General features: G+C 74.9%; 24 protein-coding genes. 8 read left to right on the top strand and 16 right to left on the bottom strand.

Annotated elements, in window-relative coordinates:
- Window positions 1-69: 69 nt before the first annotated feature.
- Window positions 70-441, top strand: coding sequence for a VOC family protein (locus PGB27_RS01040; protein WP_274198472.1), 372 nt, complete (start codon window positions 70-72; stop codon window positions 439-441).
- A gap of 38 nt (window positions 442-479) precedes the next feature.
- Window positions 480-746, top strand: coding sequence for a hypothetical protein (locus tag PGB27_RS01045; protein ID WP_274198473.1), 267 nt, complete (start codon window positions 480-482; stop codon window positions 744-746).
- Between the two features lie 15 nt (window positions 747-761).
- Here PGB27_RS01045 and PGB27_RS01050 read toward each other — a convergent pair whose 3' ends face one another.
- Window positions 762-1811, bottom strand: a complete 1050-nt coding sequence (locus tag PGB27_RS01050; protein WP_274198474.1) for a YihY/virulence factor BrkB family protein — start codon at window positions 1809-1811, stop codon at window positions 762-764.
- A gap of 205 nt (window positions 1812-2016) precedes the next feature.
- Between PGB27_RS01050 and PGB27_RS01055 the strand changes: the two genes are divergently transcribed.
- Together PGB27_RS01055 and PGB27_RS01060 are read left to right on the top strand one after the other, a co-directional pair.
- Complete coding sequence (locus PGB27_RS01055; RefSeq protein ID WP_274198475.1) at window positions 2017-3015, top strand: mechanosensitive ion channel family protein; 999 nt, start codon at window positions 2017-2019, stop codon at window positions 3013-3015.
- A 183-nt stretch (window positions 3016-3198) separates the two neighbouring features.
- Window positions 3199-3495: a hypothetical protein gene (locus PGB27_RS01060; RefSeq protein WP_274198476.1), complete on the top strand. Its 297-nt coding sequence runs from the start codon at window positions 3199-3201 to the stop codon at window positions 3493-3495.
- Window positions 3496-3501: 6 nt separating this feature from the next.
- Here PGB27_RS01060 and PGB27_RS01065 read toward each other — a convergent pair whose 3' ends face one another.
- The 11 genes from PGB27_RS01065 to PGB27_RS01115 form a co-directional block, all read right to left on the bottom strand.
- Window positions 3502-4764: an alpha/beta fold hydrolase gene (locus PGB27_RS01065; RefSeq protein WP_274198477.1), complete on the bottom strand. Its 1263-nt coding sequence runs from the start codon at window positions 4762-4764 to the stop codon at window positions 3502-3504.
- Window positions 4761-5006 carry a hypothetical protein gene (locus PGB27_RS01070; RefSeq protein WP_274198478.1) on the bottom strand — a complete coding sequence of 82 codons (246 nt, stop codon included), beginning with the start codon at window positions 5004-5006 and terminating at the stop codon, window positions 4761-4763. Before PGB27_RS01070 ends, PGB27_RS01065 begins: the two co-directional genes overlap by 4 nt.
- Window positions 5003-5677, bottom strand: coding sequence for a VOC family protein (locus PGB27_RS01075; RefSeq protein ID WP_274198479.1), 675 nt, complete (start codon window positions 5675-5677; stop codon window positions 5003-5005). Before PGB27_RS01075 ends, PGB27_RS01070 begins: the two co-directional genes overlap by 4 nt.
- Window positions 5678-5710: 33 nt before the next feature.
- Window positions 5711-6448 carry a TetR/AcrR family transcriptional regulator gene (locus PGB27_RS01080; protein ID WP_274198480.1) on the bottom strand — a complete coding sequence of 246 codons (738 nt, stop codon included), beginning with the start codon at window positions 6446-6448 and terminating at the stop codon, window positions 5711-5713.
- 72 nt (window positions 6449-6520) lie between these two features.
- On the bottom strand, window positions 6521-7708 hold the full coding sequence (locus PGB27_RS01085) for a cytochrome P450 (protein WP_274198481.1): 1188 nt from the start codon (window positions 7706-7708) through the stop codon (window positions 6521-6523).
- Between the two features lie 10 nt (window positions 7709-7718).
- A complete protein-coding gene (locus PGB27_RS01090; protein ID WP_274198482.1) occupies window positions 7719-8480 on the bottom strand; it encodes a maleate cis-trans isomerase family protein in 762 nt (253 codons plus the stop codon).
- Window positions 8477-10210, bottom strand: a complete 1734-nt coding sequence (locus PGB27_RS01095; RefSeq protein ID WP_274198483.1) for a (2,3-dihydroxybenzoyl)adenylate synthase — start codon at window positions 10208-10210, stop codon at window positions 8477-8479. The genes PGB27_RS01090 and PGB27_RS01095 overlap by 4 nt, the downstream gene beginning before the upstream one ends.
- Window positions 10207-11781, bottom strand: a complete 1575-nt coding sequence (locus PGB27_RS01100) for an FAD-dependent monooxygenase (RefSeq protein ID WP_274198484.1) — start codon at window positions 11779-11781, stop codon at window positions 10207-10209. The genes PGB27_RS01095 and PGB27_RS01100 overlap by 4 nt, the downstream gene beginning before the upstream one ends.
- A 1-nt stretch (window position 11782) precedes the next feature.
- Window positions 11783-14101, bottom strand: coding sequence for a hydantoinase B/oxoprolinase family protein (locus PGB27_RS01105; RefSeq protein WP_274198485.1), 2319 nt, complete (start codon window positions 14099-14101; stop codon window positions 11783-11785).
- A 2-nt stretch (window positions 14102-14103) separates the two neighbouring features.
- On the bottom strand, window positions 14104-16212 hold the full coding sequence (locus PGB27_RS01110) for a hydantoinase/oxoprolinase family protein (RefSeq protein WP_274198486.1): 2109 nt from the start codon (window positions 16210-16212) through the stop codon (window positions 14104-14106).
- A 104-nt stretch (window positions 16213-16316) separates the two neighbouring features.
- Window positions 16317-16478, bottom strand: a complete 162-nt coding sequence (locus tag PGB27_RS01115; protein ID WP_274198487.1) for a DUF1059 domain-containing protein — start codon at window positions 16476-16478, stop codon at window positions 16317-16319.
- 126 nt (window positions 16479-16604) lie between these two features.
- Here PGB27_RS01115 and PGB27_RS01120 point away from each other — a divergent pair, with 126 nt between their 5' ends.
- Window positions 16605-17366: an AfsR/SARP family transcriptional regulator gene (locus PGB27_RS01120; RefSeq protein WP_274198488.1), complete on the top strand. Its 762-nt coding sequence runs from the start codon at window positions 16605-16607 to the stop codon at window positions 17364-17366.
- A gap of 35 nt (window positions 17367-17401) precedes the next feature.
- Here the strand turns inward: PGB27_RS01120 and PGB27_RS01125 are convergent, their stop codons facing one another.
- Entirely contained in the window at window positions 17402-18220 is an 819-nt protein-coding gene (locus PGB27_RS01125; RefSeq protein WP_274198489.1) for an SDR family NAD(P)-dependent oxidoreductase, read from the bottom strand.
- A 74-nt stretch (window positions 18221-18294) separates the two neighbouring features.
- Between PGB27_RS01125 and PGB27_RS01130 the strand changes: the two genes are divergently transcribed.
- Window positions 18295-20658 (top strand): xanthine dehydrogenase family protein molybdopterin-binding subunit, encoded by a 2364-nt coding sequence (locus PGB27_RS01130; RefSeq protein ID WP_274198490.1) that lies wholly within the window; start codon window positions 18295-18297, stop codon window positions 20656-20658.
- Window positions 20659-20670: 12 nt separating this feature from the next.
- Here the strand turns inward: PGB27_RS01130 and PGB27_RS01135 are convergent, their stop codons facing one another.
- Both PGB27_RS01135 and PGB27_RS01140 read right to left on the bottom strand, forming a co-directional pair.
- On the bottom strand, window positions 20671-20916 hold the full coding sequence (locus PGB27_RS01135) for a hypothetical protein (protein ID WP_274198491.1): 246 nt from the start codon (window positions 20914-20916) through the stop codon (window positions 20671-20673).
- 74 nt (window positions 20917-20990) lie between these two features.
- Complete coding sequence (locus tag PGB27_RS01140; RefSeq protein ID WP_274198492.1) at window positions 20991-21650, bottom strand: TetR/AcrR family transcriptional regulator; 660 nt, start codon at window positions 21648-21650, stop codon at window positions 20991-20993.
- A gap of 282 nt (window positions 21651-21932) precedes the next feature.
- Here PGB27_RS01140 and PGB27_RS01145 point away from each other — a divergent pair, with 282 nt between their 5' ends.
- Both PGB27_RS01145 and PGB27_RS01150 read left to right on the top strand, forming a co-directional pair.
- The gene (locus tag PGB27_RS01145; RefSeq protein WP_274198493.1) at window positions 21933-22289 is read left to right on the top strand and encodes a hypothetical protein; all 357 of its coding nucleotides are present in this window, start codon (window positions 21933-21935) and stop codon (window positions 22287-22289) included.
- Window positions 22290-22369: 80 nt separating this feature from the next.
- The gene (locus tag PGB27_RS01150; protein WP_274198494.1) at window positions 22370-23680 is read left to right on the top strand and encodes a phytoene desaturase family protein; all 1311 of its coding nucleotides are present in this window, start codon (window positions 22370-22372) and stop codon (window positions 23678-23680) included.
- 6 nt (window positions 23681-23686) lie between these two features.
- Here the strand turns inward: PGB27_RS01150 and PGB27_RS01155 are convergent, their stop codons facing one another.
- Window positions 23687-25426, bottom strand: a complete 1740-nt coding sequence (locus PGB27_RS01155; protein WP_274198495.1) for a class I adenylate-forming enzyme family protein — start codon at window positions 25424-25426, stop codon at window positions 23687-23689.
- Window positions 25427-25451: the final 25 nt, after the last annotated feature.

The following is a 25451-nucleotide window of genomic DNA, read 5'->3' on the forward strand; positions in this document are numbered from 1 at the left end:
CGGACGTGACGCCACCCATCCGCCGGGCCCGCCCGCCGCGCGGTCCGGCCCCGATAGCCTGGAGAGGCCATGACACCTCGCCGTGCCCAGCCGATCGCCGTGGCCGTCGACGCCCGCGACCCCGAGGTGCTCGCGTGGTTCTGGTGCGGGGTCCTCGGGTCGTCGGTCGTGCGCCGCTGGCACGACGCGCACGGCACCGCGTACGTCGAGGTCGGCCTCGTCGGCGACGTCGTGCTGCTGTTCCAGGCCGTCGCGACGCCGACGGCGGGCAAGAACCGGATGCACCTCGACCTCGCCGCGCCCGGGGAGCAGCGCGCCGAGGTGGAGCGTCTGGTGGGTCTCGGGGCGCGGGTGCTCGACGAGGCGCCCGACCACCCGTGGGTCGTGCTCGCCGACCCCGAGGGCAACGAGTTCTGCGTGCTGCCGGCGCGCGCGTCGTGAGCCGCCTCGTCCCGCGCCGCCCGGCCCCCGTGCGGCACGTGCCCCGTCTGCTCGCCGGCCTGCTCTGGCGCACCGTCGGCGCCGGGTGGTGGGTCAGCCGGGGCTGGTGGACCGCCCGCACCGCCGTGCTCACCACGATCGCCGAGGTCGGGTCGCGGCGCCGCCCCCACCACCCCCACCTCGGCGCCCACCGCCGCGACGACCGGAGCCGTCCCCGCCGCCGTGTCCACGCCGGCCGGACCCCGGCGCGACCGGTGTCCGCGGCGCGCCCGGGCGGCCGGGCGCGCCGGCGGCCCCGTCGGTGACGCCGGTCGGGCCCGTCAGGCGTCCACGGCGTCGTCGGCCTTCGCCGCGCCGCGGGTGCCCATCGGCTGCGGCGGGCCCTTCGTCGTGTCCTGCTCGGTCTGGTACTCCGCCTCGGAGTTGATCTCGGCGCCGAGCAGCACGATGTAGGCGGTCAGGTAGAGCCACAGCAGGAACACGACGATGCCGGCGAGGGTGCCGTAGGTCTTGTTGTAGCTGCCGAAGTTGTCGACGTAGAAGCTGAAGGCGACGCTGCCGACGACCCACAGCACGGTCGCGAACAGCGAGCCCGGCGTCACCCAGCGCATGCGCGGGGCGTCCCGGTCGGGCGCGATCCGGTAGGCCACGGCGAGACCCGCGACGACGAGCACGACCAGCAGCACCCAGCGCACGATCTGCGCGAGGATCCGACCCGCGGTGCCGAGGGCGTCGAGCAGCACCGGGGCGACGGCCACGAGGGCGACCGCGACCACGATGAAGACGATCGCGCCGAGCGTGAGGGCGAGCGCGATGGCGCGCAGCTTCACCGCGCCGCGGCCCTCGGTCTCGTCGTAGGCGATGTTGATCGCCGCCATGAGGTTCTGCGTCCCGCTCGACGCGCTGAACAGGGCGGCGAGGATCGAGATGACGAGGCCGGTGGTCAGGCTCCCGGTCCCGGCGTTGACCACCGCGCCGATCTGGTCGGTGACGAGGCTCTGGGCGCTGGCCGGCAGCGCCTGCGACAGGCTCTCGATGGTGGCCGCCACCTGCGCCGGGTCGGCCACGAGCCCGTAGAGCGACACCAGGGCGATGAGCGCCGGGATGATCGCCAGGAACCCGAAGAACGCGACGCCGCCCGCGAGCATGCTCACGTTGTCGGTGCTGCTCTCCTTGAACGCGCGGCGCACGATCTGCCACCACCCGCGCGGCGGCACCTGCTGCGGCGAGGACGCGCGGCCCCCGGGGACGCCCGGAGCGGCGGTGGTCGTCGCGGTCCGCGGTCGGGTGCGGGGCCGGGTCTCGTCGGGACCCCGCACGACCGCGCGGGCGACGAGCACGGCGGACAGCAGTCGGGTGGCGACACCCACGGCGACCTCCTCGCTGGACGGCAGGCGCGGCTGGTACCCGGAGCGTCGTCGCCGGAATCACCGGCCCGGGTGGGGAGACCCGGCTCGCGAGCACCGCGACGGCCGATCGGGTGATGGCGTGGTTCTGTCCGTCACCGATCGGGCACCACGGCCGCGCACCACGGAGTGAGTCGGCGAACGACGTCGACGGACGAGGAGTCGAGCCATGAACCCTGCGCCGCCGAGCGGGGGTGGGTTCAACGTGCTGCAGAGCCTGCAGAACGCGTTCACCACCCTGCTGAACTACGTACCGAACGTGATCGGGGCCCTGCTGGTCCTGCTCATCGGCTACATCATCGCCCGCCTCATCCGGGCCGGGATCACCAAGCTGCTGCGCCGCGTGCGCCTCGACGAGCGCCTGACCCACGGCCGTGGCGGTGAGTACGTCGCCCGCTTCTCCCCCGACGGCAGCCCCTCGAAGCTCGTCGGGCTGGTCGTGCAGTGGGTCCTGCTCGTGTTCGTGATCGTCACGGCGGTCGGGACGCTGAACATCCCCGCGGTCACCGGGTTCGTGAGCCTGGTCCTGTCGTACCTGCCGAACGTGCTCGCCGCGGTGCTGATCTTCCTGGTCGCCGCCGCGATCGCCGCCGCCGTCGGTGGGCTGGTGCACCGCACGATGGGCGAGACCCCGACCGGCCGCGTCGCGCGCAGCGCCGCCCCCACGCTGGTCATGGCGATCGCCGTCTTCATGATCCTCAACCAGCTCGGCATCGCCGAGACGATCGTCACCGCCACCTACATCGCGCTGATCGGCGCGGTGGCGCTCGGGTCGGCGCTGGCCTTCGGTCTCGGCGGGCGCGACGCGGCCGCCGACCTCATCAACTCCGGCTACCGCCGCGCCCAGCAGCAGTCCGACCAGGTCCGCCAGGACATGCAGGTCGGCCGCCAGCGGGCTGAGGCCGACGCCCGGGCGCACGCCCCGAGCGGGCTGCAGGACGACGGCCGGGGGAACGCCCCCGCCGGGGCCCCGACGCCGCCCAACGGCACGCCGGTCCCGGGCAACGACCCCTACGCGGGCGCCCCGGGAGCCGGGCCGAGCCAGCCCGGCAGCGCCGGCCCGGCCACCCGTCCCGGCGACCCCTACGGTCCCGGTGACGCCTACGGGCCCGGCGCGACCGAGCCCGTCACGCCCGGCACCCCGCCCGGGGGCACGCCCCGGCGCTGACCCTCGTCCCTCCTGACCCGACCGCCCCGGCGCGTGCCACGCGCCGGGGCGGTCGTGCGTCCGGGTCCGGTGGGCGGCCGCCCTCGCGCCGACGCCTCACGCGTCACCCGGCCGAGGGCGGGGTACACGGCCTCGACGCCGGTTGACCGGTCCAGCCCGCGATCCCCGTCGAGCGGGAGGACCATGGATGCGACAGGAGACCGCGGGATCCCGCACCACACGGCTGATGGCCGGCGTGGTGGCCCCGCCGTCGCACGGGTCCGCGCCGCCGCCACCGAGCTCAAGGCCCTGCTCACCGGCGACGGCCCGGGACCCGAGGAGGCGGACGACGTCGTCGACGAGCTCGCCGCCCTCGTGCAGCTCGCCGCGCTCGCCGGGCACGCCTCGCTCGGTCGTCGCAGCAGTGACGTCGAGGCCGCCGCGGTGCGGTTCACCCTGGCGCTGCAGTCGCTGCGCGACGACCCCGGCCGGGACGACTGAGCCCGGTCAGTCCCGCGGGGGCGCGAGCTCGTGGCGCTCGCGCAGCCACGCCGCGATCTGCTCCGCGGCGAGCTCGTTGCCCGTCGGTTCGCCGGCGGCGATGGCGCCGCCGAAGTGGGTCCCGCGCACGGTGACGTGGGTGCGGTCGGCGGCACCGAGCGCGCCGACCATCGCGCGGGTGTCCGACGGGAACGCCGCCTGGTCGCCGGTGAGCTCGACGAACAGGGTCGGCACGGTGACGCCCGGCGCGCAGCGGACGAAGTCGGCGTTCGTCGAGAGCCCGGACCACGTCGAGAGCCACGCCTCGGGGGTCGTCAGCCGCCCGAAGCCGACCTGCCCGTAGTTGATGAGGTCGGGCCGCGCGCCGAACAGCGAGCCGTAGGGCCGCTCGCTGGGGTCGAGCGAGAGGTCGACCGTGCGGGGGTCGGCGTCGGTGCGGAACACCGTGATGACGTGCGGGGCGAGCGCGCGGCGCCGGTCGGCGGGGTCGCCGGAGGCCCGGTGCGCGGCGCGCGCCTCCGCGACCCGGGCGACGTGCTCGCGCGCGACGGCGTCGATGCGCGCGACGCGGTCGCGCTGGGCGGCGCGGTAGCGCTCCAGGAAGGCCGGGGCGTACGACGCGCTGCGCGGCGGCTCGACGAACCCGTTCTCCGCCCGGAACGGGTCGAGGTCGGGCACGACGGACAGGGGGTCGCGCTCGTCGGCGACCGACGGGTCGATGCAGCCCAGCAGCAGGCGCCCCTGCCCGGGGTGCGGGGCCAGGAACACGACGCCGTCGACGGCGGGCATGCTCGCGGCGGCGAGCGTCGTCGGCCGGCCCGCCGGGGTGGTGGCCAGCCGGTGGTCCGGCGCGAGGCCGGCCTGCTCGAGGTAGAACGCGTAGAGGGTGCCGCCCCCGGAGTGCCCGAGCGGCACGATCGCGTCGAACCCCCGCTCGCGCAGGAAGACCATGCCCGCCGCGACGTCGAGCAGCGCCTGCTCGTGCACGAGCGTCAGGTCGTTGTTCACCGAGCGGGTGTGCTGGGTCCACACCGCCGTCCCGGCGCGCAGCAGGTGCGGCACCAGCGCGTGGTGGGTGAGGTCCTGGCGCGGGTGCATCAGGCACACCACGGTGCGCGCGCCCGGCACGGTCGCGAGCACCCCGCGCACCGTGGCGCCGTCCGACGTCGTCAGCTCGTGGACGCTCGTGACGGTCGCGGCCGGGCGCTCGTCGGCCGCCACGTAGCGTCCCGCGCCCAGGCCCTCGGTCGCCGCCGTCGGCGCGCTCATGCGGGCTCGACGCGCAGCGCGTCCTTGTCGTGCTGGACGATGCGCCCGCCCGCGATCCCGGCGACGCACGAGTACCAGACCGCGTGCCGGCAGCCCGTCGCGCGGCGGTCGACGACGATCGACCCGTCGGCGGTGATCTCGAAGTAGGGCCCGACGCGGCCGACCGTGACCTCCGGGTCCTCCGCCGCGACCTTGGCGACGCCGGTGTTCTCGGGGACGTCGAGGACGTAGAGGGCGGTCACGACGTCACCCCCTGCGCCGGCTCCTGCTCCTGCTGCCGGGTGCGCTCCTGGGCGAGCTCCCAGTCGGCGGCGCGCTCGACGATGAGCTCGGCCTTGCGCGCGAGGAGCTTGCCGAAGGTCGGCTCCGGCTCGCCGACGACGTCGAGCAGCGCGTCGATGGTGAGGTTGGCGTCGAGGTCCTCCTGCGGCGTCACCGGCCGCATCGCGCGGGTGAACTCGACCATGTAGCCGTTCGGGTCGTGGGTGTAGATCGACTCGATGGTCTCGTGCTGGATCTGCATCTCCACCGGCCACGACGACGCGTCGAGACGGCGCCGGTACTCCAGCAGGTCGTCCTGGTCGTCGACGTGGATGGCCAGGTGGCGCGACCGGACGAAGAACTCCGGCACCTCCGGGCCGAACCCGGCGTAGGCGTCGCCGCGGGCCTGCTCGTGCTGGCGCTCGAGCCCGAAGTAGTAGAAGAACGCGATCCGGTCGTCGTTGCCGATGTCGAAGAAGAAGTGGATGAAGTCCGGGTGGTCCTCCGGGCCCCACCCGGCGGCACAGATCGAGTGCACGACCGGGAAGCCGAGGACGTCACGGTAGAAGCGCACCGTGGCGGCGGGGTCGAAGGTGGGGAACGCCGCGTGGTCCACGCCGCGCACCTTGTGCTCGAGCGGTGCGTCCGTCATGGCGTCGACGGTACGCCGCCGTCGACGCGAGTGTCAATCTTTCGACGGTGGCGATGAGCCACCGTTGAGGACGTGCTCGAGGTAGTCGAGGTCCTGGCGCAGCAGGGCGACCGCGGCGGCGGGGTCGTCGGGCCGCGGGCTCGCCGGACGGCGGTCGGCGGCCTGCGCGACCAGCGCCACCGCCATCTCGGCCATCTGCTCGGCGACCTCGTCGACCGAGCGCGCGCCGCCGGGGTGGAACCACCAGGCGATCCAGTTGCACATGCCGATGAGCGCGAGCGCGGTGGTGCGCACGTCCCCGGGCCGGAACTCCCCGCTGCGCACGCCCTGGTCGACGACGCGCACGACACCGTCGAGCACCCGGCGCTTGGCGACCTCGTGCGCCTGCGCGAGGTCCCCGGGCAGCTCGGACTCCGAGCGGATGACGAGCCGGAACCGCGCCGCGTGCCCGGCCTGGCGCGCCGCGAGGTGGCGGACCAGCCCGCGGATCTTCGCGGTGGCGTCGAGGTCCTGCGCGGCGATCTCCTCGACCATGTCGGCCGGGCCCTCGGTGATCTCGGTGACCAGCCGCGCGAGGAGCTCGTCCTTGTTCCTGACGTAGTAGTAGAGCGCCGGCCGGGTCATGCCCATGGCGTCGGCGATGTCCTGCAGGCTCGTGCCCGCGAAGCCGCGCTCGGCGAACAGGCGCGTGGCCTGCTCGTAGATCTGCGACTCCACCAGCTCGCGGCGGGTCGACGCCCGGCCCTGGGCTGCGGGTCCGGTCGAGCTCATGACCGGCGACGATACGGCGGCGGCGGGCTCACGCGGCGGTCGCGTCCACGGCGTCGCGCGCCGGGGCGGCGCTCACCAGACCACGTCCACCCGCTGCGGGCCGCAGAACATCGGGCTCGCGACGTCGTCGTACGTCGCACCCGGGGCGAGCGCGAGCGTGGGCAGCCGGTCGAGCAGGGCGTCGAGCACGGTCGAGATCTCGATGCGGGAGAGCTCGGCGCCCAGGCACAGGTGCACGCCGTGCCCGAACGAGAAGTGGCGCCGCGCGGTCGGGCGGTCCAGGACGAACGTGCCCGCGTCCGCCCCGAACACCGCCTCGTCGCCGTTCGCCGACTCCAGGCCGACGATGAGCCGCTCCTGCGCGCCCAGGGCCTCCCCGGCGAGCTGCGTGTCCGTGGTGACCGTGCGCAGGACCCAGCGGATCGCCGAGCCGTACCGCAGCCCCTCCTCGCGCGCACCCTCGACGAGGGTCCGGTCGGCGAGCAGCCGCTCCCACCGCGAACGGTCGACCAGCAGCTGCCACAGCGTCGAGCCGATCGTGTACGCCGTGCTCTCCAGCCCGGCGACGAACAGCTGCCAGGAGTGGAAGGCGACCTCCTGGTCGGTGAGCTCGCGCCCGTCCACGCGCCCCCGGGCCAGGCGCGTGATGAGGTCGTCGGGCGGGTCGGCGTCGTCCCGGCGCGCGCGGGCGGCCGCGGTGAAGTACTCCTCCAGGCGGCGCCACTCGTCGGTGCCGACGAAGCTCGCGGGCAGGATCGCGGTGATCGCGAGCGAGAGCCGGGCGAGCTCGTCGGAGTCCTCCGCCGGGACGCCGACGAGGCGGGCGATGACCCGGGCGGTCAGCGGCAGGGCGACCTGGCCGACGAGGTCCGCGGGGCTGCCGGGCGGGAGCGCGTCGATCAGCTCGTCGGCGTACGCCCGCACCCACGGCGCCGCCTCGGTGATGGCCCGGCGCGCGAAGCCGGGACGCAGCAGCGCGCGCAGGGCGGTGTGCTCCGGCGGGTCGCTCTGGGTGATCAGCGCCGGCGGCGGCTCGCCGTCACCGTCGCCCTCGAGCACGAAGTTGCCCTGGTTGCTGAAGGTGCCGTGGTCGAGCAGGGCCTCCCGGACCACCTCGTGCCGGCCCGCGAAGTGCAGGCCCGGGGCGACCCGGTGCACCGGGCACCCGGCACGGACCTCGGCGAGCTCGGCGCGCACCTCGTCGAGGGGGCCGGGCGCGAGCGGGTCGAACGACGCGGCGTCGGACGCGGTGGTGGTCACGGGTGGCTCCTCAGGGGTGGAGGGCGGCGGTGGTGGCGCCGGCGCGCAGGAGGGACCCGGCGCCGGGGAGGTCGGGGGCGAGGCCGAGGGTCCGCAGCAGGCAGAAGGCGCCGGCGGTGGCGGCGGAGAGCACGGGCAGCCCGAGCTCCTGCTCCGCGCGCTCGACCAGGGACAGCGAGGGCATCTGCACGCACGCCGAGATGACGAGCGCGTCGACGTCGGTGATGTCCAGACCGCGGGCCGCGGCCATGACGCGGTCGCCGGGGATGCAGCCGACCTCGGCGTTGTCGGCGACCTCGAGCGCCGCCCAGTCGGCGACCTCGAGCTCCTCGGCCTCGAGGTAGGCGACGACCCGCTCGGCCAGCGGCCGTACGTAGGGCGTCACCAGCGCGATCCGCCGGGCACCGAGGGCCGCGAGCGCGTCGACCAGCGCCCCGGCACTGGAGACCAGGGCGGCCTCGACGTCGCGCCCGTGCAGCTGGTCGGCGACGGCGGACTCGACGCGCCGGTGCTCCCCCGGGCCCTGCGCCATGATCGCGACGAGGCACGCGTAGAGCAGCGCGTCGACGCCGGCGTCGGCGAGCTCGTCCACGCAGCGGCCGCGCTGGTCGTTCATCGCGGCGAGCTCCTCGGGCGAGACCGTGTGCATGCGCATCCGGCTGCCGTGGAACGAGAACGTCGCGTCGCGGTGCCGCGCGAGCAGCGCCGGGATCTCGGTCTCGACGGTGACGTTGGAGCTGGGCACGACCAGCCCGATCCGGTGGTGGCTCACGCGAGCACGCCCTCCTCCTGGAGCTTCCCGGCGACCTCCGCCGCCATCGCCTTCTTGTCGAGCTTCCCGACGCGGGTGCGCGCCAGGGCCGCGACGAGCTCGACCCGTTCCGGCCACTTGAACGTCGCGACGCCGAGCCCGCGCAGGTGCGCGCGGACGTCCTCGAGCGTCACCGGAACCCCGTCGGTCACGAGGTACGCGCAGCCCCGCTCGCCGAGCCGCGGGTCGGGCATCGCGACCAGCGCCGCCTCGACGACGTGCGGGTGCGCGAGCAGGAGGAGCTCGACCTCCTCGGCGTTGATCTTCTCGCCGCCCCGGTTGATGAGGTCCTTGATCCGGCCCTCGATCGACACCGCGCGGTGGCCGTCGAGGACGCGGATCGCCGCCAGGTCGCCCGTGCGGTAGGCGCCCGTGGACGTGAACGCCTCGGCATTGCGCTCCTCGGCCGCGTAGTAGCCGCGCAGCGTGTACGGGCCGCGGGCGCACAGCTCGCCGACCTCGCCGTCGGGGACCTCGTCCTCGGTGCCCGGCGCGAGCACCACCACCTCGTCGGCCGGCGAGACCGGCACGCCGACCGTGGTGCGCCGCAGCTCGGCCGAGCCGTCGAGCGGTGTGACGAGGAAGAGCCCCTCGGCCATCCCGAACAGCTGGCCCACCCACGCCCCGTCGGCGGCGACCGCGGCGAACAGCTCCTCGGACACCTTGGCGCCCGACAGCACGACGATGCGCAGGTGCCGCGCGAGCGCGGGATAGGCCGGGTGCTCGGGCGCGCGGTAGTGCACGTGCCCGAACAGCACCGACGTCGTGCGCTCGGCCGCGAGCAGCGGCAGCGCGGTGTCGAGGTCGTGGCCGGTGAGCACCAGGCACGCCCCGACGGTCGCCACGGCGTGCACGCCGCACGAGATGCCGGCGTTGTGCACCACCGGGATGAGGTGACCGACGCGGTCGTCGGCGGTCCAGCCCAGGGCCTCGGCATAGGCGCGGGCGTTGTACCAGTACTCGGCGTGCTGGCGCGGGATCAGCTTCGGCACGCCCGTCGTGCCGCCGGAGAGCTGAAAGACGGCGACGTCGTCGGCGTCGAGGCCCTCCTGGATCGCCGTGACCCGCGCCCGCGCCGTCGCCGGGTCGAGGTCGGCGCCGAGGTCCTCGAGGCGCACCGCCCCCGCCGGCAGCGCGGCGGCCGCCGGGGCCCCGAGCACGAGGACGTGTCCGAGCGTCGGGTGCCCGTCGGCCTGCTCGAGGGCGAACGCGACGAGGTCGGTCCCTGCCCCGGATCGACCATGCGTCCCGTGCTCGACGAGGTGCCCGCGCGCCCCGACCGCCCAGCTGATGTGGGCGATCTCGTGGCCACGGTGCGCGGCGAGCGTCGCGACCGGCACGAGACCGGCCTTGAGCAGCGCGTACCAGGCGAGCACGGTCTCGAGCCGGTTGGTGACCTGCACGAGCACCGGGTCGCCGGGCGCCAGCCCGAGGCCGGCGAGGCCCGCACCGATCCGGTCGGTGGCGGCGTCGAGCGCGGCGTAGGTCAGCCGGCCCTCCGCGGCCACGACGGCGTCGCGGTCGGGGTGGCGCTCCGCGGCCGCCCGGAACTCGTCGGCCAGGGTCCGCGTGCCCCACAGCCCGGCGTCGCGGTAGGCGGCGACGGCCTCCGGCGGGAACGGCACCCGGCGGTCGTCGTAGCGCCGGGTGGGTCGGGTCCGGTGGGTCGGTCCTGGGTGGGTGGTGCTCACGTGTCCCCCTCCGGGTCACGCAGGGCGGCCAGGTGCAGGCGGTCGCTGACGAGCCCGTCGACGACGTCGCCGCGGCAGGTCGTGGGCGCGGCGACGACGACGAGCGCGGGTGCGCGCCGCCGCAGCCGTTCGGCGACCTCGAGGCGCGTCAGGACGCTGGAGCGGTCGTCGGCGCCGGTGAACCACACGACGTCGGCGCCGGCGGCGGCCGCGAGGGCGCGCTCCAGCGCCGCCTCGACGTCGGACTCCCGGCCCGCGGGCCGGGTGTCGGCGCCGAGGTCGACGACGGACACGCCCGCGCCGAGCGCCGCCGGGTCGTCGGGGACCAGCCGCGAGGAGAACGTCCGCCCGGCGGCCTGCAGGGGCTGCTCGAGGACCTCGTCGGGGATGGTCTCCGGGTGCGTGACGGCGTCGGCGAGCGCGGGGTCGTCGGACCAGTGCGCGAGCGCCCCGCGCACCACCGTCGGCGTGCCGGCGGCGAAGCGGTCGAGGGCCACGTTGCCGGCGCGCGTCATGTAGGCGACCAGCAGCTGCTCCACGGGCGAGTCGAGGCGCTCGGGGAACGACTCCCACCAGCGCCGCGAGCGCTCGGCGATGTCCTGCAGGCGCGTCACGGCGGGCCGGCGGGCCGCCTCGTAGGCGGTCAGGGCGGACTCCAGGTCGTCGGCCTCGTGCAGGGCGGCGACCAGCGCGATCGCGTCCTCCATCGCGAGCTTCGTCCCGGAGCCGACGGAGTAGTGCGCGGTGTGGGCGGCGTCCCCGAGGAGCACGGTCCGCCCGTCGTGCCAGCGCGCGCACCGCACCGTGCGGAAGCGCAGCCAGCGGGTGCGGTTCCCGATCAGCCGGTGGCCGTCGAGGTGCCGGGCGAACACGTCGGACAGGTGGTCGAGCGCGACGTCGTCGGACGCGTCGGGCGGCAGCGCCGCCGTCGTCCGGTCGAACCCGGCCGCCCGCCACGTCGCCTCGTCGGTCTCGACGAGGAACGTGCTGCGGTCGGGCGCGTAGGGGTAGGCGTGCGTGACGTACACGCCGTGCTCGGTGCGCTCGGGCGCGAACAGCGCGTGCGGCAGCGCGACGTCGACGCCGGCCCAGAGGTACCAGCCGGTGCCGATCTCGACGTCCTCGCCGAAGTCGCCGGTGGCGCGCGTGGCGCTCCCGACCCCGTCCGCGGCGATCACCAGGTCGGCGTCGAGGTCGTCGGCGGCGCGCCGCGTGCCGAACTCGAGCTTCACCCCGGCGTCCTCGGCGTGGCGCTGCAGCACCCGCAGCAGGTCGGCCCGGCCGACCGCCACGAGGCTGGAGACGCTCATGCCGGCCTCGAACTCGCCCACGCGCATGCGCATGTCGTGCGACCACGCGGTGGCGAGGATGTCGTCGAGCGAGGCGGGGTCGGCCTCGGCGAGCCGGCGCTGGGTCCGCGCGGCGAGCCCGACCCCGAACCCGAACGTCTGGTCCGGCACGCCCTGCTCGTGCACGACGACGTCGCACGCGGGCCGGGCGAGCTTCAGCAGCCGCGCGGCGTACAGGCCTCCGGGCCCGCCGCCGAGCACGGCCACACGTCTCAGCGGCACGTCAGGACCCACCCGGCAGCGCAGCGTCCGCGAGCACGCGGCTGGTGCGGGTGACGTCGTCGACGTGGTCCACGGGCACGACCGCCGTCGAGATCGCCGTGAAGCACCCCGGGCAGCAGTACTGCCGGAAGTGCACCGCGCCGTCGACGTACTCCCCCGCGCCGTCCACGACCTGCGGGCCCGCCTCCGAGACCGGCCCGTCGTGGCGCACCAGGTCGAGCTCGCCCACCGCGCCCGACCCGAGCACCGTCGCGCAGTGCCGGCACGCGACCTGGTCGCCCACCCCGACGAGGTTGTCGTCGAGGCGTCGCGCGTCCGTCAGCTCGACGGTCTCCCTGGTCCCACCGGCGTCGCCGCGGGCCCGCCGGGCGTCGCGCAGCTCGCGCCGCCGGGTCTCGGTGCCCGACGCGTCCACCGCGCCGGTGGCGTCGAGGACGACGCCGTACGCCTGCGCGGCGGTGGCCGCCGTGACCTTCTCCTCCCGCACGTCGCGGGCGACGTCCTCGGGGTCGCGGACGAGCGGGTCGCCGTAGCCCCCGCCGCCCTGCCAGGACATGGTGAACACCTCGCCGGGCGCCACGTACGTCTCGCCGTAGCAGGGCTGCAGCTCCGGGGTGCCGCCGACCTCGTCGAGGTCACCCGGCATCCGGCCGGCCCCGAGCGCCGCGGTGACGTCGCTGCCGCGCGCGATCCACTCGACCCCGGTGTTGCCGGGGTAGCCGCCGGCGAGCCCGTTGTTCTGGCTCACCGCCTTGCCGTTGGAGGCGAGGACCAGGCCGATCGGGAAGCTGGTGCCGTGCGGGGTGATCGCGAGCGAGGCCCCGACACCGCCCCGCCGCCGGCCGGGACCGCCCGAGTCCGGCTCCTCGCGGCGCCAGAGCGCGAGCACCGGGTAGAGGAACTCGGTCATCTCGACGTCCGGGACGCGGCCCAGCGGGATGCAGAACAGGCCGCCGGTGTCCATGCCGTCGGCCTGCGGCTGGGCGCCGTACCCGCCGGCCATGGGGTCCATGAGGATCGAGAGGAAGGGCGTCGGGACCGCGCCGCGCTGGTCGAGCCCGGCGATGACGGCGGTGTCCCACGTGCCGCAGCAGGCCGACTGGACGTGGGCGTCCAGCTCCGGCGCCTGGTCGAGCATCTGCGAGAGGCACTCGGCGACGAGGTTGCCGGTCAGCCACGCCGGTCCGATCGGCCCCCGGCCGACCGCGGCCGGGAAGCTGGCGTTGTTGATCGTGCCTTCCTCGGCGACGAGGTCGAAGCAGCGCATCAGGCCGCCGGCCGACCACGGGATGTCGCCGGCGAGGATCGGCAGCAGCGCGAGCATCACGCCGCCGCGCATGCCGGCGTAGGTGCAGTTGACGACGCCGGACTGCGGGTCGGTGCCGGTGAAGTCGAACGTCAGGTGGTCGGCGGTCTTCGTCATCGCCACCGTGATCTTGTGCAGGCCGCGGTCACCGGAGTGCGACTGGTCCTGGTAGCCGGTCGCGCGCCAGGTGCCGTCGGGGAGGTCGCCGAGCTTGCCGCGCAGGCGTGACTCGGCGTCGGCCATCATCCGCTTCATCACGGCCTTGACCGTGTCGGCGCCGTACTGCTCGATGACGGCGAGGAGGCGGTCGCGCCCGACGGTGTTGGCGCCGACCTTCGCGCGCAGGTCCAGCCCGATCATCATCGGCACCCGTGAGCGGCGGACCCAGACGTCGGCGACGTCGTCCTGGAGCACGCCGTCCCGGACGACCTTGATCGGCGGGGTGGGCAGCGACTCGGAGAAGACGTCCTGCGCGGCGGGCGAGAACGAGCCGAGCCCGACGCCGCCGAGGTCGGGCTGGTGCGCGATCGCGGAGGTCCAGCCGAAGAGCTTCCCCTCCCAGAACACCGGCTGGTAGACCATCGCGTCGTTCTGGTGCAGCCCGCCGCCGACCCACGGGTCGTTGGTGAGGAACATGTCGCCCTCGGCGATGCCGGGGTTGGTCGCGCGGTGCTGCAGGGTCCAGTAGATGGCGAGGTCGACGGCGCCGACGAGCATCGTGTTGTAGAGCCCGACCTGCACCTCCTGGCCGAGCTCGTCGGACACGGCGAAGTCGAAGTCGTTGGCGTCGGTGACGATCGGCGAGCCGGACATGCGCTTGAGCGCCTCGCCCATCTCGTCGGTGACCGACCAGAGGCGGTGCCGCACGACCTCGTAGGTCAGCGGGTCGAGCGCGTCGATCTGCTCCTGGGTGACGGTGTGGACCGGCAGGCTCGCCGGCAGCTGGGCGGCGAGGGTGGCGGGGTCGATCGGGCGGCTCGAGAACCTCTCGGAGCCGGGGACGGCCATCGTCATGGTCAGGCTCCGTGCTTCTGCGAGTGCGTGATGTGGAGGTTGCCCAGGTCGTCGACGGTGCCGGTGCGGCCGTCCGGGACGACGACCGTCGTCGTGGGGACCTCGACGATCGCCGGGCCGGTGACGACGTGGCCGGCGCGCAGGGCCGCGTAGTCGTAGACGGGGGTGTCGACGAAGCCCTGGCCGATCTCGAGGTAGACGGGCCGGCGTCCCGACACCTCCGGCTCGCCGTCGGCGCGCTCGAGGGGCGGCAGCTCGGGGCTGAACGGGAGGACGCCGCGGCCGCGCACCCGGTAGGTGATGGCCTGGATGCCGGCGGCGCTGAAGCCGGAGCCCTGCCCGTAGAGCTCGGCGTACTTCGCCTCGAACCGGTCGGCGGCCGCCGTCACCGCGTTCTCGTCGAGCGGCCCGTCGGCGACGGGGACGGTGACCTCGGCGAGCTGCATGGCGTAGCGCATGTCGACCTCGCGGACGATCTCCACGCGGTCGAACGCGAGGCCCTGCCGGTCGAGGCCCTGGCGGACCTGGTCCTCGAGCTGGGCGAAGTTCTTCTCCGCGCGCACCGGGTCGACGGGGAGCTGGGCGGGGTCGGAGAGCTCCTGGGCGAGCGCGATGTCGGACGCGGCGAGCCCGTAGGCGGAGAACGCCGAGGCGACCGGTCCGAGCGGCACGACGACCTCGGCGACCCCGAGGTGCGTCGCGTACTTCGCGCAGAACGCCGGGCCGGAGCCGCCGAAGGCGTAGAGGACGAAGTCGCGGGGGTCGTGGCCGGCCTCGACGACGCTCTTGCGCAGCAGGTCGCCGGTCTGGGCGTTCTGCGCGGCGTGGATGGCCGCGGCGGCGTCCTCGACCGACAGGCCCAGCGGCTCGGCGACCCGGGTGCGGATGGCCTCGCGGGCCTTCTCCAGGTCGAGCGCCTTGCGGCCGCCGAGCAGCCCGGTGGTCGGGAGGATGCCGAGGACGAGGTTGGCGTCGGTGTTGGTGGGCTCGGTGCCGCCCTGGTCGTAGCAGGCGGGCCCGGGGACCGCCTGCGCCGAGTGCGGCCCGATGCGCAGGTTGCCGCCCGCGTCGACCCACGCGATCGCGCCGCCGCCGGAGCCGATGGCGTGGACGCGCAGCGTCGGGACGTTGATCGGGTGGTGGTTGATGACGGTCGTGGTGTCGCGCTCGGGCTCGCCGTCGACGATGAGCCCGACGAGGAACGTGGTGCCGCCGACGTCGGTGGAGATGATGTTGCGGTGCCCGAGCCGCCGACCGAGCTGGCTCGACCCGACGACCCCGCCCGTGAGCACGGAGCCCACCGTGGAGATGGCCTGCGCGGGCGCCTCGGACGCCGCGACCGCGCCCCCGTTGGACTGCATGACCAGCAGCGGGCCGGCGAGACCGCGCTCCTCGAGACCGGTCTCGAGGCTGGTGAGGTAGTCGCGCAGGCCGGGCCCGACCTGCGTGCTCATGATCGTCGTGGAGTTGCGGGCGAACTCGCGGATGCGGGGGCTGACCTCGCTGGAGAGCGCGACGTAGATGTCGGGGTCGATCTCTCCCACGAGCTCGCGGATGCGGCGCTCGTGGACCGGGTTGCGGAACGCCCAGAGCAGGGAGACGGCGATGGCCCGGATGCCGTCGGCGCGCAGCGTCTCGACCCGGCGGCGGACCTCGTCCTCGTCGAGCGCGACGACGACCTCGCCGTCGCGGTCGATCCGCTCGGTGACCTCCAGGGCGTGCCGCTTGGGCAGCAGGTGGTGGTCCTTGTCCTGGGCTAGGACGTGCTGCAGCTCGTGCGGGCTGCGGCCCAGGTAGCGGCCCTCGACGTTCATGATGAAGATCGAGTCGCGGTGGCCCTTGGTGGTCAGGAACCCGACCTCGGGGACCTGGCGCATCACCAGCGCGTTGAGGCTCGACGTCGTGCCGTGGGCGACGTGGTGGGTCTCGGCCAGCATCTCCTCGACGGGGCGCCCGAGCTGCTCGGCGAGCAGCTCGAGCACTTCCAGCACACCCCGCGAGTAGTCCGGGGGCGTCGACGGCGCCTTCGCGGCGATGACCGAGCCGGAGTCGTCGTCGAGCACCGCGTCGGTGAACGTGCCCCCGACGTCGACCCCGATCACGTAGGCCATGGATCACTCCTCGACGAGCAGGCGTGACCCGAGCCACGCGTTTGACGGTGCCGTCGACTATCTGACACCACCGAAGGCCCGTCAAGGGGCGACCGTGGAACCGGTCAGTCGGGCACGAGCTCGATCCACCCGCGCACGACGTCCGGGGTCACCTGACCCACGAGGTCGGGGTGGTCGCTGCGCACGTGCGCGAGCACCTGGTCCACCACCTGCCCCTCCGCACCGGCCCGTGCCTCGAAGCCGCACTCGCACGTCACCTGGTTCATCGCTCCCACCCCTCCGTGAGGTCTCGTCCGACGCCTCGACCCTCCCGGCCGGCCTTGCCGAAACCTTGTCGCCGCACGGCCGTGAGGGCGACACTGGCGCAGGTCCGTCGGCCGGGGGGAGCTGCGGTGACGGAGCCCGACGACGTCCCGCCGGTGCGGGTCCAGCTGCACGGACGCTTCGCCCTGGCCGTCGCGGGCGAGCACGTCGAGCACCTGCTCCCCGGACGCCGCGCCCGCCTGCTCGTGGCCGTGCTGGCGTTGTCGAACCGCTGCGCGGTCGAGCGCTCGACGCTCATCGACGTGCTGTGGCGCCCGGCCCTGCCCGGTGCGGGCGCGTCCGGGACGTTCTCCGCGCTCCTGTCGAAGGTGCGCACGCTGCTCGGGCCGGGTGAGATCCACGGTCGGCGCTGCCTGCAGCTCGTCCTGCCGCCGGGCTCGATCGTCGACGCCGTCGTGGCCCAGCGTGCGCTGCACGCGGCCGAGTCGGCGGCCGCCCGCGCGGACTGGGCGCGGGCGTGGACCGAGTCGCTCAGCGCGCTGTTCGTGACCCAGCGGGGACTGCTCGGCGACTTCGACGACCCGTGGAGCGAGGAGCGGCGGGCCGAGTCCGCGCACCAGCACCGCCGGGTGCTCGCCTGCTACGGCGAGGCGTGCCTGCACCTCGGGCCGGGCGAGCGTGCCGGCGCCGAGCGCAGCGCGCGGGCCCTCATCGGGCTCGACCCCCTCGCCGAGACCGGCTACCGGCTGCTCATGCGCGCCCACGCCGCCCAGGACGACCGGTCGGCCGCGCTGGCCGTCTACGAGCAGCTGCGCCGCGCCCTGCGCGACCAGCTCGGCACCGAGCCCAGCCCCGCGACCCAGGAGCTCCACGCGGAGCTCCTGGGCTGACACCCACGCGTCGAGGAACGGCGTCGCGATCTCCGTCAGCCCTCGACGAGGCGCATTCCCGCGTCCAGCGCCGGGAGCAACAGCGTGCGCGGGGCGAAGCGCCCGCCGAGCGCCGTGAGCTGGTTGACCAGGCCCGGGGTGACGCTGCGGTCGCCCCGCGCCATCGCCTCGACGCCGGCCTCGGCGACGTCGGCCGCCTCACCGACGAGCAGGTCCGGCACGCGGTCGAAGGCGTCGGTCCCGGCCGCGTCGGCGAAGCCGGTGCGCGTGAGCCCCGGGCTCACGGTGGTCAGCGTGACCCCGCTGCCCGACAGCTCGGCGTGCACGGCCTCGGAGAACGACTGCACGAACGCCTTGCTGGCCGCGTAGGACGCGGCGCCGGGCAGCGGCTGGAACGCGGTGATCGACGAGACGTTGAGGATCGCGCCCGGCCGCCGGCGCCGGACCAGCGCGCCGACGGCCGCGACGGTCAGGTCGTGCAGCGCCAGCACGTTGAGCCGCACGAGGCCGTCGAGCGCGGCCCGCTGCTCCGCGTCGTCGGCGAGCTCGGCGACCCGGCCGGTGACGCCGAAGCCGGCGGCGTTGACGAGGCCGACGACGTCGGGGCTGTCGAGCAGACCGCGGACGGCGTCGAGGCCGGCGTCCGTGCCGAGGTCGGCGGCGTGGACCGTCGCGTCCCGTCCGGAGAGCTCCCGGAGCTCCGCCGCGAGGTCGGCCAGCGCGTCCTCGCGCCGCGCCACGAGGAGGGTCGCGTGGCCGCGCCGGGCGAGGGCCCGCGCGACGGCGGCACCGATGCCCGAGGACGCGCCGGTGACGAGGACGCGTGTGTCGGGACCGGGCGGCGGCAGCGGCATGATCGAGGAGTACCCGCCGGGCTTGCGTTCGAGCGCACTCGAAGGCTTAGCGTCGAGGCGTGCCTGGTTCGATCATGGGAACGGCCGTCCGACGCGTCGAGGACCCGGAGCTGATCCGCGGCCGCGCCACGTACGTCGACAACATCGTGCCCTCCGGGGCGCTGCACTGCGTCTTCGTCCGCTCGCCGCTGGCGCACGCGCGCCTCGGGTCGGTCGAGGTCGCGAAGGCCCGGGAGGCGCCCGGCGTGGTCGCGGTCCTCACCGGCGAGGACATGACCGCGATCCCCGACCACCGCCCGTTCATGGTGCTCAACGACGCCTGCGCACGGCCGCTGCTGGCGCGCGGCAAGGTGCGGTTCGTCGGCGACATGGTGGCCGCGGTGATCGCGACGACCCGTGCCGAGGCCGTCGACGCCGCCGAGCTCGTCGAGGTCGACTACGACCCGCTCGAGCCCGTCGTCGACCCCGAGGCCGCGCTCGACGCCGACGCCCCGCTCCAGTTCGAGGAGCTGGGCAGCAACCTCGCCGCCGGGTTCCGCGACCCCGACGACGTCCGCCCCTTGGAGGGTGCCGACGTCGTGGTGCGCGCGCGGATCGTCAACCAGCGCCTGGCCGTCGCACCGATGGAGGGCAACGCGGTGACCGCGACGCCCGGCGGCGCCGACCAGCCGTACGACATGACCGTCCACGTCTCCACGCAGATGCCGCACGGGCTGCGCAACCAGGTCGCCGCGCAGTGGGGCTGGGACGCCGAGCGGGTCCGCGTGATCGCGCCGCACGTCGGCGGCGGGTTCGGCGGCAAGGCGGGCCTCGCGCCCGAGCACGCGGTGGTCGTCGAGGCGGCGCGGCAGCTCGGCCGGCCCGTCACGTGGACCGAGACGCGCTCGGAGAACCTCACCGCGATGCCGCACGGCCGCGGGCAGGTGCAGTACGGCGAGCTCGGCCTGCGCCGCGACGGGACGATCGTCGGGCTGCGGGCGCGGGTGGTCGGCGACGCCGGCGCCTACGCCGGCTTCGGTGGCGCGCTCACCCTGGGGCCGACGCGCAACATGGCCCAGGGCGTCTACCGCATCCCGACGATCGCCTACGACGGCGCCGCGGTGCTGACCACGACGACGCCGATGGGCGCGTTCCGCGGGGCCGGGCGTCCGGAGGCCGCGGCGATGCTCGAGCGGCTCGTCGACATGGCCGCCCGCGAGCTCGACACGGACCCCGCGGCGCTGCGACGGAAGAACTTCCTGCAGCCCGACGAGTTCCCGCTGACCACGCAGACCGGCTCGCTCTACGACTCCGGCGACTACGCCCGCGCGCTCGACGAGGCGCTGCGCGCGTCCGGGTACGAGGCGCTGCGTCGCGAGCAGGCGCAGCGGCGCGAGCGCGGCGACCGGGTGGCGCTGGGGATCGGGCTCGCGGTGTACGTCGAGGTCACCGCGGGCGGGGGCGGCGCCGAGTACGGGTCGGTCAGCGTCGATCCCGACGGCGGCGCGACGGTGTCGGTCGGCACCTCGGCGCACGGCCAGGGGCACGCGACGTCGTTCGCGATGATCGTCGCCGACCGCCTCGGCATCCCGATGGAGCAGGTGCGGTTCGTGCAGTCGGACACCGCGGCGGTCCCGCGCGGGGGCGGCACGGGCGGCTCGCGCTCGCTGCAGCTCGCCGGCTCCAGCGTGCTCGTGGCCGCCGACACGGTGCTCGAGCGGGCGCGCGAGGTGGTCGCCGCCGCACTGGAGGCCGACACCGACGACATCACCACGGTCGACGGGGGCCTCGGCATCGCGGGCGTTCCCGACCGCGCGCTGTCCTGGCGCGAGATCGCGGTCGCGGCGGGCGAGCAGGGGGTGTCGCTGTCGGAGGCCCGCGACGAGGCGCAGCCCGGTGCGACCTACCCGTTCGGCGCGCACGTCTCCGTCGTCGAGGTGGACCTCGACACCGGTCGCGTCACGCCCGTGCGCCACGTCGCCGTCGACGACTGCGGCACCGTGCTCAACCCGACCCTCGTCGCCGGGCAGCAGCACGGCGGGCTCGCGCAGGGCATCTCGCAGGCGCTGTGGGAGGGCTTCTCCTACGACGCCGACGGCAACCCGACCTCCGGCACGTTCGCGGCCTACCTGCTGCCGACCGCGGCCGAGGTGCCGAGCTACGAGGCCTCGTCCACCGAGACGCCGACGCCCTACAACCCGCTGGGCGCCAAGGGCATCGGCGAGGCGGCGACGATCGGCTCGACGCCGGCGGTGCAGAACGCCGTCGTCGACGCCCTCGCCCCGCTCGGGGTGCGCCACGTCGACATGCCGCTCACGCCCGACCGCGTGTGGCGCGCGATCCGGGACGCCGAGGCCGGCACGCCCGCCGACCCGTGGACCGAGCCGCCGGCGTTCTTCGCCGACCTGCCCGTGCGGGGCGCGTCGGCCGACCCGGAGGCCGCGTCGGTCGACGTCTGAGGGACGCGCCGGTCAGCCGGCACGGCGGGGTGCGACCGGCCAGGTCGCGCACACCCCGCAGTGCCGGCGCTGCGCCGCGGGGTCCTCGCCGGCCGCCCACGCCCGAGCGACCTCCACGGCGCGCGAGCGGCGGCCGGCGGGGGTCTCCTCGGGCGCGTGGTGGTGCAGGGTCCCGTCGGCGATCGCGGCGCGCACCTGCGCCACACCGGCACGGACCCGGGCGCCGTCGAGCGGGGCGAGATCGGGGGAAACCGTCATGAACCGGACAACGGCACGACGGGGTCGCGACTCGATCACCCGATCGGTGCGGCGTGCCCGCTCGACGCCCGGCGTCACCGCTCCCGGGGCTCCCCGGGGACCCCGCCGCACCCGGCCCACACCATCGCTGCCGCCCGGGGCGCCCAGTCCTCCGCGAGCGCCTCCCCGCGCACCGCGTGCGCGAGCCACGAGCCGGTCAGCAGGTCCTCGGCCGTCGTGTGGTCGGCCGCCGCCCGCAGCGCGCCGGACTCGATGCCGGCGCGCAGGCACGCGCGCAGGCGCTCGCGCCACGGGTCGACGAGCCGGCGACGGATCTGCTCGCGCACCCGGGCATCGGTGTCGCCGACCAGGGCGATCGCGACGAGCGCGGTGGCGTCGTGCTCCACCACGAAGCGCCGCAGGCGCGCGAGCTCGGTGACGAGGTCGGCGAACGGGTCGCCGGACGCGGCCACGGGCCCGCCGTCGTCGACCGTGGCGAGCGCCGCGACGGCGAGCTCGATCCGCCCCGCCCAGCGGCGGTACACGGCGGCGCGGGTCGTGCCGGCCTCCTCGGCGATCGCCGCGACCGAGAGCCCCGGGAGCCCGCCGCTGCGCAGGTGACGCAGGGCCACCTGCAGGACGAGCCGGTCGATCTCGGCGTTGCGGGGCCGGCCGGTGGTGTGACCCGCGCCGGTGCCTGCGCCGTCACCGTCGGTCGGCGGTGGCCGCTCGAGGTCCTGCTCGGTGCGAGGCATGCCGTGTAGGTGGCCCCCGGCCATCGATACACAAACGTGTCGTATCGCCGCGCTCCGTCACCATCCCGGGGACGACGAGTCGCTCTCACGACCGGCGACCGACCATTGGGCCGTCCGAGTGATGACCGAGGTGCGCTTCCAGCGTCGTCGCTCGGGACTGATACAGAACGTATTGCCTTCGACGCTGTGGCGAGGATAACGTTTGACCGGATTCGATACATGGCTGCTGTGTATCGCCGGGGGCGCGAGCGGGCGAGACAGCGACGGGGAGGACGGCGCGAGATGATCACCAATCGGGATCTGGACGTCATCGGTCTGCCGTCCCTGCCCGCACCCGCGTCACCGCGCGACGAGGACGCGGCGGTGTTCGAGCTGGTGCGCGAGGCGCCGCCGTACCGCGACGGCTGGGTGCTGCTCTGCCGCCGGGGCGGGCGCGTCACCTGGTCGATGCCCCTGGCCCCGCGCGGTGCGGCGCCGCGGGTGCGTCCGGCCGTCGCCCAGGCCGTCGCCGTGCGTGTGCTCGACGAGCAGGGCGTGTTCGTCAGCGGGTGGAACCAGGTCGGCCCGGCCGACCCCGGCGACGACACCCCGCACTTCGTCGCCCGCCGGCCGCTCGGGACGACGGCGCTGCCCGTCTGACGACCTCCGCGGTCCAGGTCGTGCCGCCTTTCTGAATACAGACTAGAAAAACTCGGCGGCGTGGGCAACGATCCGGACCCATGGAGCACCACGAGGTCGACGTCCTGGTGATCGGCGCGGGGGCGGGCGGCCTGTTCACCGCCGCCCGCCTGGCCCACCGCGGCTACCGCACGCTGGTGGTGGAGCGCCTCGACCGCGTCGGCGGCCGCGCCTCGAGCGAGGTGATCGACGGCTTCACGGTCAACAACGGCGCCATCGTCATCGAGACCGGCGGGATCACCGAGCAGACGTTCGCCGAGGTCGGCGCGCGCTTCGACGTGCGCCCGGCCAAGCCCCCGATCCTCTACCGGATCGGCGGCAAGGACGTCGACGTCACCGGCGGCGGCTGGGGCTTCCTGCTGGGCAAGCTCACGCGCCAGGGCGCCAAGCTGCTCGAGGGCCTCGGCGCGGCCCGGACCGACGACGGGCTGCCCGAGGGCGCGCTCTCCACCGCCGACTGGGTACGGCGGTACACGGGCAACGAGAAGGTCCACGGGATCTTCCGCAACATGTGTGCGTCGATCTTCGCGGTGAGCTCCGAGGACCTCCCGGCGGCGGTGTTCCTGACCTACTTCACGCGACGCAGCGCGTTCAAGAAGTTCGGCTTCTGCCCCGAGGGCACGATCGGCGTCTGGCGCGCGCTCGCCGACGCCGTCGAGGGCACCGGTCACGGTGAGGTCTGGCTCTCCAGCGAGGTCCGGGCCCTGGACCTGGGCGAGGACGGCACCGTCGTCGGCGCCACCGTCGTCCGGGACGGGCGCGAGGTGTCGGTGCGCAGCCGGGTCGTGGTCAGCGACGCGGGGCCCGCCGCGACCGCCGACCTCGTCGGGCGCGGCCGCCTGCCCGCCGACTACGCCGCGACCGTCGACACCACGCCCTGCGCGATGCTCGTCGTCAACTTCGCGAGCCGGGAGCCCCTCGTCGACGCCCCCGGGCTGCTGAGCTTCGCCACGACCCGGCGGATGTGCTACGTCGCGAACTTCACCGCGACCTGTCCGGAGATGGCCCCCGCGGGCTGGCACCTCTACAACGGCACCTCGGTGCCCGAGCCCGCGACCGGCGCGTTCGACGAGGAGCAGGAACGGGAGCTCCTGGACGCCGACCTCCGCGAGCAGATCCCCGGCTTCGACCGCGCCCGCGTGCTCTCGACGACCGTGTGGCGCGACGCCTGGCCGCCGCAGCGCGCCGTCGCCGGCCACGACCTGCCGCACACCACGCCGATCGCGAACCTCTGGAACGTCGGCGACGCGGTCAAGCAGTACGCCAACGGCGGCACGACCGCGTGCGCCGAGACCGCGGCGCTGGTCGCCGACGAGATCGCGGCGCGGTTCCCGGTGGCGGCGCTGCGGTAGCCGTCGTCAGGCGGGGGTGGGCGCGGTCTCGAGCTGGTCGGCCACCATCCGCGCCAGCCGGAACTTCTGCACCTTGCCGGTCGGCGTGGTCGGGAGGTCCGTCGCCTCGAGGAACACCACGCGCCGCGGCACCTTGAACCGCGCCAGCTGCTCGCGGCACAGCGCGATGAGGTCGTCGGCGGTCACCGCCGCGCCGGCCTTCGGCACCACGCACGCGACGCCGACCTCGCCCCAGCGCTCGTCCGCGACCCCGACGGCGAACGCCTGGCTGACGCCCGGGTGGCGCGAGAGGACCTCCTCGACCTCCTTGGGCATGACGAGCTCGCCGCCGGACTTGTAGAGCTCCTTGCTGCGCCCGGTCAGCACGACGTAGCGGTCCTCGGTGAGGTAGCCGAGGTCGCCCGAGCGCACCCAGCCCTCGTCGTCGAGGGCGCGCGCGGTCTCCTCGGGCTTGCGCCAGAAGCCCAGCATGTTCGTCGGCCCGCGCGCGGCGAGCTCGCCCTCGGCGCCCGGCGGCAGCGGCTCGCCGGTCATGACGTCGATCGTCCTGTACTCGGTGAGGTCGCCTGCCCGATCGCCAGCGCTGCCCGGCAGCCCCGCGGCACCCGCGAGCTTGACCCGGCCGACGGTCTCCGAGAGCCGCTCGAACGGGTCCTCGGGCAGCGTCAGGGTCATCGCGCCGCCCTGCTCGGTCATGCCGTAGCCGGTGACGATCTCGTCGACGCCGAGGGTGTCGCGGACCTTCTCCCACAGCCACACCGGGGCCGGCGCGGCGCCGGAGAGGATGGCGCGCAGGCTCGAGAGGTCGCGCGTGGCGAGGTCGGGGTGCTCGAGGATCGCGACGGTCATCGTCGGCACGCAGAGGATGTCGGTGGCGCGGTGGCGCTCGATGCCCTCGAGGTAGCGGCCGGGGTCGAACGCCGTCTGCGGGACGATCGCGCCGCCGACCATCATCGCCGCCATGAGGCCCTCGACGTAGCCGAACATGTGGTAGCAGGGCAGCGAGAAGAGGATGCGCCGCCCGTCCTCGAACGCCCGGGTCAGGGCGGACGCGTAGCCGGTGCGCTGGCTCGCGTCGTGGGTGATGAGCACGCCCTTGGGCGAGCCGGTGGTGCCGGACGTGTAGAGGATGTCGGCGACGTCGTCGGGCGCCGGGGCCTGATCAGGACCGCGGCCCTCGCTGCCGCCGGCGTGCTCGCGACCGAGCTGCTCGAGGTCCTCGACCGACCCGACGCCCGCGCGCGAGCGCCCGTCGGTCGAGAGCGTGACGACCCCGCGCAGCTCCGGGAGCGCGGTCTGCTCGCCCGCGTCCCAGCCCGGGGCGATCTCGTCGAGCATCCCGAGGTGGTCGAGCCCGGCGAACCCGGTCATGGTGATCAGCAGGTTCGCCTGCGACTGCTCGAGGACGTAGCGCAGCTCCTCGGTGCGGTAGAGGTAGTTGAACGGGATGGCGACGGCGCCGGCGCGCGAGATCGCGAACTTCAGCGGCACGAACTCGACGTAGTTCGCCATCACCAGCCCGACCCGGTCGCCCGGGCGCACGCCCAGCGCGACGAGCCCGTCGGCCAGGCGCTCGGTCCACGCGGCGACGTCGGCGTAGGTCACCGTGCGCTCGTCGGTGATCACCATCGGGCGGTCGCCGAACTCCTCGGCGCACCGCGCGAGCCGCTCGTGCAGCGTCATCGGCGTCCACGCCGCGAACCGCTGCCGCAGCACCTCGCGTCGCTCGTCGAGGCTCGCACCCATCACGCACCACTCCCCGGGCCGCATC

The organism is Actinomycetospora lemnae, assembly GCF_028737315.1.
GTDB lineage: Bacteria > Actinomycetota > Actinomycetes > Mycobacteriales > Pseudonocardiaceae > Actinomycetospora > Actinomycetospora lemnae.